This window comes from Bradyrhizobium sp. CCGUVB1N3 (assembly GCF_024199925.1).
Classification (GTDB): Bacteria; Pseudomonadota; Alphaproteobacteria; order Rhizobiales; family Xanthobacteraceae; genus Bradyrhizobium.
The window spans coordinates 4,367,754-4,380,890 of sequence record NZ_JANADR010000001.1 but is presented as its reverse complement, the minus strand read 5'-3'; the positions used below and the strand labels follow the sequence as shown (position 1 = coordinate 4,380,890).

Below are 13,137 nucleotides of genomic sequence, written 5' to 3'. Positions count from 1 at the left end.
GGCGCGTTTCAGTTTCGAAAAGGAGAGAATGACATGTTCATCGCCATGAATCGGTTCCAGGTGAAGAAGGGCGCAGAGACTGCGTTCGAGACCGTCTGGGCCACACGCGAATCCTATCTCGACGCCATGCCTGGCTTCGTCGAGTTTCACCTGTTGAGGGGGCCGGAAGCGGAGGACCACACACTCTATTCCTCGCACACGAGCTGGGTCGACAAGGCCGCGTTCGAAGCCTGGACGCGCTCTGAGGAATTCCGCCGCGCGCACGCCCGCGCCGACAGCAGGGGTGGCGAAAGCCTCTATCTCGGCCATCCCAAATTCGAAGGCTTCGAGGTCATCCAGAGCGAGCGCAAGACCAGCGCCGCTGCTTGAAGGAGAGTGGGATGCTGAGCACGGACCTCGCCGACCTCAGGGCGTACATGGCGGACAATCCGGGCGCGGTGATCGAGGATGTCGCGCGCGAGCGCAAGGTCACGCCGCACCAGGTCATCGAAGCGTTGCCGTCGCCGATGGTCTCGATGGCCGGCGGCGATCGTTTCGAGATCGCCATGCAGGATATCGCGCAATGGGGCGAGCTCACGCTTATCGTTCATACCGACGACGGGATATTCGAGTTCACCGGCGCGGTCCCCGCCGGCGAAGTCGGCCGCGGCTATTTCAACCTGATGCAGCCGAAGGGGCTGCACGGGCATCTCAGGCACACCCGCTGTGCCGCCATCGCCTTCGTCGAGCGTCCCTTCATGGGAAAGACGTCGGCGTTCATCGCCTTCGTCAATGTCGATGGCAGCATCATGTTCAAGGTCTTCGTCGGCCGCGATGAGACCCGCGCATTGCGCGCCGATCAGCTCGCGCGGTTCAGGCAGCTTGCGGAGCGGATCGGAGCGTCCGCCGTGCCATAGCGTTGGGAGGTCAGGATGCGGAGCTTGTTCCTTCGGTGGATGTTCGCGGCAGGCGCGTTGCTGGCGTTGTCGTCGGCTTCTGCCACGGCGGCGACGGATGAGGCGCTTCTGCCGCGCAACCTCTCGCCATGGGGCATGTTCCTCAGCGCCGACATCGTGGTGAAGGCGGTGATGATCGGGCTCGTCTGCGCCTCGCTGGTGACGTGGACGGTCTGGCTCGCCAAGACGGTTGAGCTCCGCCGCAAGAGCGCGCTGGCCGTGACGCGAACGCGCGCGCTCGAAGCTGACATCACGATGTCCGAGGCGGCGAAGCGAGCCGGCGCCGCCAGTGACGCGGTCGCCCAGCTCATTCAGAGCACGGCCAAGGAGGCCGATCTTTCCGGCGGCATCATTGGCGATGGTCTCGAGGCACGCATTGCGCTGCGGCTCGAGCGCGTCGAGGCCGCGATGTCGCGGCAGATCGCACGCGGCACCGGCGTGCTCGCGACGATCGGCGCCACTGCGCCGTTCGTCGGCCTCTTTGGCACCGTCTGGGGCATCATGAACGCCTTCATCGGCATCTCGGAGACCCACACCACCAGCCTTGCCGTGGTCGCGCCCGGCATCGCAGAAGCACTGCTCGCGACAGCGCTCGGCCTCGTCGCGGCAATCCCGGCCGTGGTGATCTACAATCACCTGGTCCGCGGCATCGCAAATTATCGCGCGCTGCTCGGCGATGCCTCGGCCCAGCTCATGCTGCTGGTGAGCCGGCAGCGCGATCGTCGCGACTTCTCGCTGGCGCGGGCGGCGGAGTAGGGCATGACGGCCAAGCTCGGAGGACGCGCGACATTGGGACTGCGCCGCGGTGCCTTCGACGATCTCGACGTCGCGCATGAGATCAACGTTACACCCTTCATCGACGTGATGCTGGTGCTCTTGATCATCTTCATGGTCGCAGCACCCCTTGCCACCGTCGATATCGGCGTCGATCTGCCCGCAACCGCCGCCGAGCCGCAGCCGCGGCCCGACAAGCCGGTTTTCGTCACCGTGAAGCCTGATCTCGCCGTTGCTGTCGGCGAGGACGCCGTGGGCCGCGACGGCCTCGTGGCTGCGCTCGATGCGACGACCAGAGGGCGCAAGGACGAGCGGATTTACCTGCGCGCCGACAAGGCCGTCAGCTATGGCAATCTCATGGAGGTCATGAACGCACTTCGCGACGCCGGCTATCTCAAGGTCGCCCTTGTCGGCCTCGAGGTGCGCAAATGACGGCGGCGAATGCGTTCGCCTTGCATCTGCCGCTTGACGAGCGCGAAATCGTGCGCTGGAGCGTATCGGCGACGGCGATCATCCTGGCGCATGCCGCGATCGTCGCGGTTGCGTTGGCCTGGCTCACGCAGCCGCCGACGGAGCAGGGGGTGAGCAGCCCGGCGATCCTTGTCGATCTCGCGCCGGTGACGTCGGCACCGCAACCGATGCCGCTCGACGTGGCGCCGGGGCCGGTGATGCAGCAGGCCGACGCCTCACTGCCGGAACCGGTGCAGCAGCAGGCAATTGAGGAGATGATCGCGCCGACCCCGCCACAGGAGAAGCCTGACGTCGTCGCGCCACCGGAGCAGAAGCTGGAGCCGACACCCGCAAAGCCGGAGCCGGCAAAGATCGTCCCGTTCGAGAAGCCCGTGCCGGCGAAGCCGAAGGTGGTTCGCCCCGATGCGAAGAGGCCGTCGGATGCGACACCTGCACCGCGGACCAGCGCGCCGCCGCGAGCCGAGCGCGAGGCGCCGCCGGCCTCCGCCGTGAGCGCCGGTGCGGTGGCCTCCGTGATTGCGTCCTACAATCAGCGCGTCCGCGCACACCTGATGCGCTTCCACCAGTATCCGTCAGGAGCCGGCGGCCAGCGCGGCGTGGTCAGGTTGAATTTCACACTCGGCCGCGGTGGGCAGGTGTTGTCCAGTCGTCTCGGCGGCTCGTCGGGCGTCGCTGCCTTCGACGCGCAGGCCATGGCGATGGTTCGCCAGGCGCAACCCTTCCCGCCATTTCCACCGGAGATCACGAGCGGGTCGATGGGATTTACGATTCCGGTGGAGTTTACGGTGAGGTAGCACTCTCCGGCCTCACGCCCGCGAAAGCGGAACATCCGGTACAATTCATCTGAAGGCGCGTCACAGGCTTTAGCTGTTCGGACCGCGATCCATGCTGACGGGCTGCCAGCGTCGCAGCGCCGTGTTCTGCAGCACCGACGGATTGACGCAGCTTACCGGCCACATCCCTTGAAGCACCAGTGACAATTCGTAGCCCACGCGCCGCTTGCGCGCTTCGTCGAAGCGAGCCGAGGCCGAGGCGACGTGGGCGGTCAGGGTGACGTTCTCCATGCCGAGCAGGGGATTATTGTGCGACGGCGGCTCCTTCTCCAGCACGTCGAGCGCGGCATGCGCGATCCAGCCCTCCTGCAGGGCCTTGATCAGGCTCTCCTCGTCCACCGTGGCGCCACGCCCGGTGTTGATGAAGATCGAGCCCTTCTTCATCTGCCGGAAATGCTTCTCGCTCAGCATGTGATGCACCTCGGGCCGGGCGGGGGCGTGCATCGAGACGAAGTCCGATTGCGACAGCACCTCGTTCAGCGTCGCCGGTATCACGCCGTGATCATAGATCAGCGTTTCCTGGATGAAGGGGTCATAGGCCATCATCCGCAGGCCGAAGGGGGCGGCGCGCTTGGCGACCGCGCGCGCGACGCGGCCGAAGGAGATGAAGCCGAGCGTCTGTCCCATCAGCCGCGGAATCTTCAGCAGTGCCGGTCGGCCCTCGGCCCAACGCCCGGTGCGCACCATCCGGTCCTGCTCGACCAGGCGGCGGAAGCCTGCAAGCAGCAGCATCATCGCGTGGTCGGCGACCTCCTCGATGAAGGTGTCGGGGATGTTGGTCACTGGAATGCCGCGGGCAGTTGCCGCCTTTACATCGACGCTGTCGACGCCGACAGAGCCGAGCGTGATCGCTTTGCAGTTTTCCAGCGCGTCGATGATGGCTTTGGTGATCGGGATGCCCTTGGCGTAGATCGCGTCAGCCGTCCGGGCTGCGGCGATGAACTCGGTCTCGTTGGCCGGCGCCTCGACGATCTCCGCGTCGATCGGGTCGAGCGCCTCCCGCTCGAAGGAATAATCGCTTCCCGCCACCGTGAAGCTCGCGCCCTTCGGCGTCACCACCCTGAATTTCGGCATTTCCTGCTCCGATTTGGTTTGTCGGTTCTTGTTGTCCGACCCGGCTTTGGCGCCGGGTCTTTGCGTCTTTTACGCGAAATCGAGCCTGGCGCGTACAATCGTCGGTTGTCGCAGGCCGCGGTGTTTGCGGGTTTTTGCCTCCTGTGCGGGCTTCAACGCAGCCATCGTAACAAGTTGCTAATGGGTCCCACACTAAAAATTGATTCAAATTCGATCGACCCACCCGCGTGTCCGTAATCCCCTTCATTGCCGGAGCCACCTCGTGAAGTTGAGCAATTTGAAGATCGCCCCCAAGCTTGGCATCCTTGTCGGCGTCACCTTGTTCGGCCTCTGCATCTCCGGGGTTCTGTCCGGATATCTGATGAAGCGCGAGATGGTGAATGCGCGCATCGATCAGACCAAGGCGATCGTCGATTTGGCCCGCAACTATGCGGCCACCTTGATGAAGCGCGTCAACGCCGGCGAGATGACGAAGGAGGCCGCGCTGGCCGAATTCCGCCGCTACGGCAACGCCATGACCTACGACAAGAACTCGGGCTATCTGTTCGGCACCACCTATGACGGCATCACGCAGCTCGCGCCCGATCCGAAGCAGGTCGGCATGAACCGCATGGACGTGGAGACGAATGGCCGCAAGCTGTCCCGCGAGATCATGGACGGCGTCAAGGCCAATGGCGAGGTCCTGCTGTTCTATGAATATGTGAAGCCTGGTCAGGAGAAGCCGATCCGCAAGCTCGGCTATGCCGTCGCGGTTCCCGGCTTCGACATGTATCTCGGCACGGGCGCCTATCTCGAGGATATCGACGAGAAGATGGGCCCGGTTTACTGGCTGCTCGGCCTGTCCATGCTCGGCATCGTCATCGTCGCCGGCAGCGTTGCCTGGCTGCTCGGCCGCAGCATCAGCCTGCCGCTGAACAGGCTCGGCACGCGCATGAACGAGCTCGCCGATGGCAAGCTCGAGGGTGACATCCCCGGCGTCGGTCGTGGTGACGAGGTCGGTGCGATGGCCTCGACCGTGCAGATCTTCAAGGACAATGCGATCCGCATCCGCGATATCGAGAAGACCGACGCGGTGGCGAAGGAACGCGCCGCGGCGGAGCGTCGCAGCGCGATGGAAGGGATCGCCAGTGACTTCGAGCGCAGCGTCAACGGCATCGTGCGTTCGGTCTCCTCGGCTGCCGCCGGCATGCAGACCACCGCGCAGTCGATGACCGCGACCGCGAGCGATGCCAGTGCGCGTGCGGCCACCGTCGGCGCCGCCTCGCAAAAGGCGTCCGGCAATGTCGGCACGGTCGCGGCCGCCGCCGAAGAGCTGTCGAGCTCGGTCGCCGAAATCTCGCGTCAGGTGACGCGCTCCACCGAGGTCGCGAGCAAGGCGGTCAGCGACGCCGAGCGCACCAACACCACCGTGCAGGTGCTGTCCTCCGGCGCCGAGAAGATCGGCGAGGTCGTCAAGCTCATCCACTCGATTGCGGCGCAGACCAACCTGCTCGCGCTCAACGCCACCATCGAAGCGGCGCGCGCCGGCGAATCCGGCCGCGGCTTCGCGGTCGTCGCCTCCGAGGTCAAGGCGCTCGCCAACCAGACCGCGAAGGCCACCGAGGAAATTTCCGCCCAGGTCGCGGCGATGCAGACCTCGACCAGCGACGCGGTCGCCGCGATTGCCGGCATCACCCAGACGATCGCCGAGATGAGCGAGATCACCGCTGGCATATCCGCGTCGATCGAGCAGCAGGGCGAGGCGACGCGCGAGATCGCCCGCAACATCCAGTCGGTCGCAACCGGCTCCAGCGAGATCAACGCCCATATCGGCAGCGTGACCTCGGCGGCCAAGGCGACGGGTACGGCAGCCTCCGACGTGCTGTCGAACGCCCGCGAGCTCGACAACCAGTCCGGCGCACTGCGCAGCGCCGTCGACGGCTTCCTCGCCAAGGTGCGGGCGGCTTAAGCCCCGCAATGGTCTTGTAGGGTGGGCAAAGGCGCGTCAGCGCCGTGCCCACCTTTTCTCTTCAAAACCGTGGAAACTTTGTGTGGGCACGCCACGCTTTGCCCACCCTACGGCGGCATCACGCGTGGCTGCTTCGTACTGCTTCCCGATGCCCTGCCGAACTATTTCGACGCCGAGCCCTGCCGCGACGCGATCACGACGCCGGCGAGCACCAGCGCATAACCGACGAGATGGAAGAGCTGCAGCCGTTCGCCGAGCAGCAGCATCGCCATCGCCGAGCCGAACACCGGCACCAGATGAAAGAACGGTGCGGCGCGGTTCGGTCCGATCAGCGCCACGCCGCGATTGAAGAAGAGATAGGCGAGCGTCGAGGGGAAGATCAGGATGTAGGCGAATGTCGCCAGCGTCGTCGAATCCAGCTTCAAGACGTTGCCCGCGGAAAACTCCCACACCGCGGCCGGCAGCAGCATCATCGCCCCGCAGCAGGTGGTGAAGGACAGGAAGGAGAGCTGATGGATTTTCGGCCGCCGCGGGATGAAGGCGGAATAGAGCCCGAATGCCACCAGCGAGGAGGCGAACATGATGTCGCCCCGGTTGAAGCTGATGCCGGCAAGCGCCGCGAGATCGCCGCGCAGGATGATGATGAGGACGCCGAGTAGCGAGATTGCGATGCCGGCGAATTGCGCAGCCGTCAGGCGGACGCCGAACAGCACCAGCGACCACAGCGCCACGAACAGCGGCCCGGCTGACTGGATCAGCAGCGCGTTCAGCGCCTCCGTGTATTGCAGGGCCCAGAACGAGATCGCGTTGTTGAAGGCGAAGCCGACCAGCGACAGGAACAGCATCAGCGGCAGATGCGCGCGCAGCGCCTTCCAGTCGCGCCTCAGATGCGGCCCTGCGAACGGCAGCAGGATGAGGAACACGCCGAACCAGCGGATCGTGGTCAGCGTGAGCGGCGGCACATGTGCGCCGACATGGCGCGCGAGCACGATGTTGCCGGCCCAGAACAGCGAGCTCAGGCTCAGGAGCAGATAGGGCTGGTTGTTGAGCCAGCCGGCCGGATTCGTGGCCGGTGGCGCGGGCGAAGCGATTGTCATTGTTTTTCGTGAGCGAGCTTGCGCCGGATCGCGGCTGCACCGCAAGTCCCACCGCCGCAATGCTACAATGCAGTGGAGATCATGGAGGTGGCTTTGGCGGTCAATATGTTGAACATCGAAGGTGTGCGGCGCGCACGTGGATGAATGCGCCGTTCAGCTCGCCTGCTTGCGCGAGGCCACGAACACGCCTGACAGCACCAGCGCAAAGCCGATGAAATGGAAGGCCTGCGGCAGCTCACCGAGAAAGATCATCGCCATGATCGAGCCGAACACCGGCACCACGTGGAAGAACGGCGCGGCGCAATTGGCGCCGATCAGCGCAACACCGCGGTTGAAGCAGAGATAGGCGAGCGTCGAGGGAAACACCGCAACATAGACCAGAGTCAGCAGGTTCGGCAGATCGAGCTTCATCACCGGGCGGGCCGACAATTCCCAGATCTCAAGCGGAACGAGGCACACCGCGCCGCAGCCGAAGGTGAAGGCAAGGAACGACAGGCCGTGGATCGCGGGCCGCTTCAGCGTCAGCACCGAATAGAGCGCGAAGATCACCAGCGCGCCCATGAAGATCAGATCGCCCTTGTTGAACGCGATGTTGGAGAGCGTGGTGAGGTCGCCGTGCAAGAGGATGGTCAGCACGCCGCATAGCGAGAGCAAAACTCCGAATGCCTGCGTCGTCGTGAGGCGGACACCCAAAATGATCAGCGACCAGAGCGCCACGACCAGCGGCGCGGCCGATTGCAGCAGCAGCGTGTTCAGCGCCTGCGTATGCTCCAGCGCCCAATATTGCAGCGTGTTGAAGGCGCCGATGCCGGTGACCGACAGCACGATCATCAGGCCGAGCTTGCCGCGGATCGCGGGCCAGTCCTTGACCAGATGCGTCCAGGCGAACGGCAGTACGAGCAGGAAGGCGATGAACCAGCGCAGGAACGACAGTGTCACCGGTGGGATGTGCCCGGCGGCGAGCCGCCCGACGATGGCATTGCCGGCCCAGCACAGCGCGGTGATGCTGAGCAGGAGGTAGGGCTGGTTGGTGATCCAGTGCCGGCCGGGTGCGGCAAGGCGCGTGGTCTGGTCGGCGGCGGACATTGTGATTGTTATGGCCCCGGGTCATGTGCCGAGGCGGCCGGCCCGGCGGCGTCCCGGGTCGGTTGATACCCGGCTTGGCACACAGACACGGAATCGCGCGTAGCAGCAACGGCAGCGGATGCATCGCGACCATGCGCGCCAGAGACAGCCTCTGCGCCTTTCGTCGAGGTCGGAACCGGCTATGGATTTTCCGGGGATATCAAAGGCTTGAAGCGGGTTCCGGGTCGCGAAAAAGCCCCGTTCTTGCTTGCCTAGAGAGGCCGCTTCCTTTATCCGGTTGAGCTGCCTCGCATGCGAGCGGCCCCGGCCGTGGATGGAGCTGGGCGCGGCATGATCCCGGAAAAGTGGACACCGGTTTTCCGCGAGGATCATGCGATATAAAGACAGTTTGCATAGGGATTACCCGCGAATGGCCAATGTTGTCGTCGTCGGCGCCCAGTGGGGCGACGAGGGAAAGGGCAAGATCGTCGACTGGTTGTCGGAGCAGGCCGACATCGTCGTCCGTTTTCAGGGCGGCCACAATGCCGGCCATACGCTGGTCATCAATGGCGCGACCTACAAGCTCGCGCTGTTGCCCTCCGGCGTGCTGCGTGACCAGAAACTGTCGGTGATCGGCAATGGCGTGGTGTTCGACCCGCAGGCCTTCCTCGACGAGGTCACCAAGCTGCGGGCGCAGGGCGTCGCGGTCAGTCCGGACAATCTTCGCGTCGCCGAGAACGTCACCCTGATCCTGCCGCTGCATCGCGAGCTTGATGCGCTTCGCGAATCCTCCAATGCGGCGACCGCGATCGGCACCACCCGCCGCGGCATCGGCCCCGCCTATGAGGACAAGGTCGGCCGCCGCGCCATCCGCCTGATGGACCTCGCCGACCTCGACACGCTGCCGCACAAGATCGACCGGCTCCTTGCTCACCACAATGCACTTCGCCGCGGCCTCAATCTGCCGGAGTTCGACGGCAAGGTCATCCTGGCCGAGCTGAGCGCGCTGGCACCGCAGCTGCTGCCCTATGCCGAGACGGTGTGGCGGCTGCTCGACATCAAGCGTCGCGAAGGCAAGCGCATGCTGTTCGAGGGTGCGCAGGGCGCGCTGCTCGACGTCGATCACGGCACCTATCCCTACGTCACCTCGTCCAACACGGTGGCGGCGCAGGCCGCGACCGGTGCGGGCCTCGGGCCCGGCGCGGTCGGCTACGTGCTGGGTCTGTGCAAGGCCTACACGACCCGCGTCGGCCAGGGGCCGTTCCCGACCGAGCAGGACAACGAGATCGGCCGCAAGATCGGTGAGCGTGGCCGCGAGTTCGGCACCAACACCGGCCGTCCGCGCCGCTGCGGCTGGTTCGACGCCGTGCTGGTTCGCCAGGCGGTCAGAACCTGCGGCATCAACGGGCTGGCGCTGACAAAGCTCGACATCCTAGACGGCTTCGATTCGATCGAGGTCTGCACCGGCTATCGGCTGGACGGCAAGGAGATCGACCATTTCCCGGCCGGCGAGGGCGCGCAGGCCCGGGTCGAGCCGATCTACGAGACCATCGAAGGCTGGAAGGAGCCGACCGCGAACGCCCGCTCCTGGGCGGACTTGCCGGCTCAGGCCATCAAATATGTGCGCCGGATCGAGGAACTGGTGGGCTGTCCGGTCGCGCTTCTTTCCACGAGCCCCGAACGTGAAGATACTATTCTGGTGCAAAACCCGTTTGAGGCTTAACGGTATCTTACCGGGACAGGCGCATAGTTGAGTTGAAATGGCTGATTACTATCCGCTGATCGCCCGCGCTATTGCCGCCCTGGACCCCAACGCTCCCGGCGAAAGCCGCCGCGCGCTCTATGAACGGGCGCGCACGGCGCTGATCGCGCAGCTCCGCAGCGTGCAGCCACCGCTCTCCGAATCCGAGATCACCCGCGAGCGGCTGTCGCTCGAAGAGGCCGTCCGCAAGGTCGAATCGGAAGCCGCCCAGCGCGCCCGGGATGCCTCGCGCCCCGGTGGCGGCGCCCGCAGTGCGGGCGGCAGTGGCAGTGGCGATGCCTTCCGCCGCGCCAGCGCCCGCGCCGCCGAGGGCACTCCGCCCGCGCCGCCTTCGACCTCATCGTCCGCACCACCGCGCCCCGCACGTCCTGCCGCGCCGCCGTCGTCGCGCAACGAGCGTCCCCCGCTTGCTGGGGATGACCTCGGAGACCGCGATGCCCAGCGCCAGTTGCGTCCTCCGCGCCCGCAGGCCCCGCCTCCGCCCCCGATGCCCGAGCCGCCGGCGCCGCCTGCGGCGCGTGATCGCTCGGCCTCGCGCCGGCCGCCGGAAGGCGCGCCACCGCCGGTGCCGCAGGCGCCGGGCGTTCGTGGCTTTCGCGACATCACCGCGGATGCCGACGACCTCGGCCGCGCCGCGGCGCAGGCCAACCGCGCCGCACGCCGCACCTATGCCAACGTGCCGTCGCCCTCGCCGGAGTTCGACCGGCTCGAGCCGAGCCTGGAGAACCGCGGCGAGCCGCCGGACGTTCCGTATTCCTATGACGAGTCGATCGAGGAGGCCGAGCGCTACGCGCCGCGGCCGGCGGCACCGCGCCCGCACATTCCGGTCCTCGATCGCGACACCAAGAAGCGTGCCCGCTCCGGCTCCGCCTTCCCGTTCAAGAGCGCGATCGCCGTCGGCATCGTGCTCATCCTGGTCGGCGCCGGCATCCTCTGGGGCAAGCAGGCGGTGCAGACCGTGAGCGGCCTGTTCAAGCCGTCCGCGACGACGCAGGTCGTGGAGGCACCGAAGGATGCTTCGCAGCCGACCGCAAAGCCGAAGATCCCCGATCGCGTCGGCCAGCCCTCGTCGACCGAGCAGCCGGCCGCGCCGGTGGCGCAGAAGGTCGTGCTCTATGACGAGGATCCGTCCGATCCGAAGGGCAAGCAATATGTCGGCACCGTGGTCTGGCGGACCGAGCCGATCAAGGCCTCGGGCAACCAGAAGGCCGACGTCGCCGTGCGCGCCGACATCGACATTCCCGACCGCAAGTTCAAGATGACGATGTCGTTCCGCCGCAACACCGATTCATCGCTGCCGGCGAGCCACACCGCGGAGCTGACCTTCATCCTGCCGCCGGACTTCCCCGGTGGCGGCGTGGCCAACGTGCCTGGTATCCTGATGAAGTCGAACGAGCAGGCGCGCGGCACGCCGCTCGCGGGCCTCGCCGTCAAGGTCACCGACGGCTTCTTCCTGGTCGGGCTCTCCAACGTCGATGCCGACCGCGCGCGCAACGTCCAGCTCCTGAAGGAGCGCTCCTGGTTCGACGTGCCGCTGGTCTATACCAACCAGCGCCGCGCCATCATCGCCATCGAGAAGGGCGCCCCCGGCGAGCGCGCGTTCAACGACGCATTCGCGCAGTGGGGGGACTAAAGCGCGATGAGATCAGGATGAATCGTCATCGCGCCTTAGGTTTTTGTTTGCGCATGATCTTTCCGGAAAACCGCTTCGCACTTTTCCGGATCATGCTTTAGGGAACACTTCAACCGCTTTCGTCATTCCGGGGCGATGCGTCAGCGTCGAACCCGGAATCCCGAGATTGTGGCGCGAGATTCCGGTTCGCGCTTCGCGCGCCCCGGAATGACGGCAGAACCTAGTGCCCCGTCCCGCCGATCTCCACCACGCCGACCTTGTTGACGAGGCTGTTGGCCATCACCGGGTTGCCGCTGCGGTCGATGTCCATGTTGCGGACGATGTCGCCGCCGCCGGGGATCGCCCAGCTCTGGAATTTTTCGCTTGCGGGATCGAAGCGGACGATGGTGTTGGGTTTTGCAGCGGACTCGCTGTACCAGACCGCGCCCTTGGTGAAGACAATACCGTAGGGCTGCGACTTCGGGCCGCTCGGTGAAGCCCATTCCTTCACCATGCCCGTTGCGGGATCGAGCCGGCCGAGAAAGCCGCGGGCGAAATCGACATACCAGATCGCATCATCCGGACCGATCGCGAGCCGGCGGGGACGGGCGGCCGCATCCGGCAGCAGGTACTCGCGGATCTCCATGCTCTTCGAATCGATGGTCGCGATCTTCGGCGCGCCGAACTCGACGAACCAGACGGCGTTCTTTGCATTCACCACGATGCCGTAGGGCCGCGCATTTGCCGTCGGCGGCGTGACGAGCTTGATCTCGCCGCTTGCGGGATCGAGGCGCCCGACCTTGTTGCCGGCCTGCACGGTGAACCAGATGATGCCGTCTTGGTCGAAAACGAGCGTATGCGGATCTTTGGCCGACGCATCCGGCAGCCGGTACTCCCTGACGTCGCCGGTCTTCGGATCGAGCCTGCCGATCAGTCCGGCGAAATTGCCGGTGAACCAGATGTTGCCGTCCTTGTCCTCCTTCAGGCCGTGCGGGCCGGTCTGCGGATCGAGCTTGTATTCCCGGATAGCGCCCGTGGCGGGATCGAGGCGGCCGAGCACGTTGGCGAGCTGGCCGGAGTACCACAAGGATCCGTCGTGGGCGGCGAGCGGATCGTGCGGCCGAGAGCCTTCGGTGGCGACCGGCCACGCCTTGATGTCGATCTGCGTGTCGCCGGCGATCAGCACGGCGGCGGGGCGGGGCCGTTCGGGAAAGCTCTTGATGAGATAGTCGGTGATCTCGGCGGTCTCTTCCGGCGGAATCGGTGCGCCAAAATTCTGCATCATGCGGATCACGGTGTGCCAGCCTTCGGGCGTGTAGCCCGCCGCCAGCCGGCCGATGTCATGGCAGGAGCCGCAGATGCCGACGACGGTGCTCTTGCCGGGGCCATCCGGAAAGTTGACGCCGGCCTGCTGGGCGGGCGCTGCGCAAGGCGCCAGTGCCAACAGGGCGGCTGTGCTCGCCGGGACAAGGGATTGCCGCCAGCCGTCCGCGATCAGGATCCTCGCCGAAATCCTCGCCATGTCTGTTGCTCCAGCTCTCTTGGCCGGGCCTCAGCATAGCGCGA

At 65.8% G+C, this 13,137-nt stretch carries 12 protein-coding genes; 8 read left to right on the top strand and 4 right to left on the bottom strand.

The window, feature by feature from the left end; all coding sequences use genetic code 11:
* The first annotated feature begins 33 nt into the window (after positions 1-33).
* Genes NLM33_RS20895 through NLM33_RS20875 form a run of 5 tightly spaced genes read left to right on the top strand, consistent with a single transcriptional unit; the run spans position 34 to position 2,974 of the window.
* Positions 34-369 (top strand): antibiotic biosynthesis monooxygenase, encoded by a 336-nt coding sequence (locus tag NLM33_RS20895; RefSeq protein ID WP_254098230.1) that lies wholly within the window; start codon positions 34-36, stop codon positions 367-369.
* An 11-nt stretch (positions 370-380) separates the two neighbouring features.
* Positions 381-896, top strand: coding sequence for a heme utilization cystosolic carrier protein HutX (gene hutX, locus NLM33_RS20890; RefSeq protein ID WP_254098228.1), 516 nt, complete (start codon positions 381-383; stop codon positions 894-896).
* Between the two features lie 15 nt (positions 897-911).
* Positions 912-1,691 carry a tonB-system energizer ExbB gene (gene exbB, locus NLM33_RS20885; protein WP_371929974.1) on the top strand — a complete coding sequence of 260 codons (780 nt, stop codon included), beginning with the start codon at positions 912-914 and terminating at the stop codon, positions 1,689-1,691.
* A gap of 3 nt (positions 1,692-1,694) precedes the next feature.
* Positions 1,695-2,141, top strand: coding sequence for a TonB system transport protein ExbD (exbD, locus tag NLM33_RS20880; protein WP_254098226.1), 447 nt, complete (start codon positions 1,695-1,697; stop codon positions 2,139-2,141).
* Positions 2,138-2,974 (top strand): TonB family protein, encoded by an 837-nt coding sequence (locus NLM33_RS20875; protein WP_254098224.1) that lies wholly within the window; start codon positions 2,138-2,140, stop codon positions 2,972-2,974. Before exbD ends, NLM33_RS20875 begins: the two co-directional genes overlap by 4 nt.
* A 69-nt stretch (positions 2,975-3,043) precedes the next feature.
* Here the strand turns inward: NLM33_RS20875 and NLM33_RS20870 are convergent, their stop codons facing one another.
* A complete protein-coding gene (locus NLM33_RS20870; RefSeq protein WP_254098222.1) occupies positions 3,044-4,087 on the bottom strand; it encodes a C-terminal binding protein in 1,044 nt (347 codons plus the stop codon).
* Positions 4,088-4,349: 262 nt separating this feature from the next.
* Here NLM33_RS20870 and NLM33_RS20865 point away from each other — a divergent pair, with 262 nt between their 5' ends.
* Positions 4,350-6,035, top strand: coding sequence for a methyl-accepting chemotaxis protein (locus tag NLM33_RS20865; RefSeq protein ID WP_254098220.1), 1,686 nt, complete (start codon positions 4,350-4,352; stop codon positions 6,033-6,035).
* A 161-nt stretch (positions 6,036-6,196) separates the two neighbouring features.
* Here NLM33_RS20865 and NLM33_RS20860 read toward each other — a convergent pair whose 3' ends face one another.
* Complete coding sequence (locus NLM33_RS20860; RefSeq protein WP_254098218.1) at positions 6,197-7,132, bottom strand: DMT family transporter; 936 nt, start codon at positions 7,130-7,132, stop codon at positions 6,197-6,199.
* 153 nt (positions 7,133-7,285) lie between these two features.
* Entirely contained in the window at positions 7,286-8,218 is a 933-nt protein-coding gene (locus NLM33_RS20855) for a DMT family transporter (protein WP_254098216.1), read from the bottom strand.
* 409 nt (positions 8,219-8,627) lie between these two features.
* On the opposite strand from NLM33_RS20855, the gene NLM33_RS20850 reads away from it, so the two are divergent.
* Both NLM33_RS20850 and NLM33_RS20845 read left to right on the top strand, forming a co-directional pair.
* Positions 8,628-9,920 carry an adenylosuccinate synthase gene (locus tag NLM33_RS20850; protein ID WP_254098214.1) on the top strand — a complete coding sequence of 431 codons (1,293 nt, stop codon included), beginning with the start codon at positions 8,628-8,630 and terminating at the stop codon, positions 9,918-9,920.
* A 37-nt stretch (positions 9,921-9,957) separates the two neighbouring features.
* The gene (locus NLM33_RS20845; protein ID WP_254098212.1) at positions 9,958-11,592 is read left to right on the top strand and encodes a hypothetical protein; all 1,635 of its coding nucleotides are present in this window, start codon (positions 9,958-9,960) and stop codon (positions 11,590-11,592) included.
* Positions 11,593-11,812: 220 nt separating this feature from the next.
* On the opposite strand, the gene NLM33_RS20840 is transcribed toward NLM33_RS20845, so the two are convergent.
* Entirely contained in the window at positions 11,813-13,093 is a 1,281-nt protein-coding gene (locus NLM33_RS20840) for a hypothetical protein (RefSeq protein ID WP_254098210.1), read from the bottom strand.
* Positions 13,094-13,137: the final 44 nt, after the last annotated feature.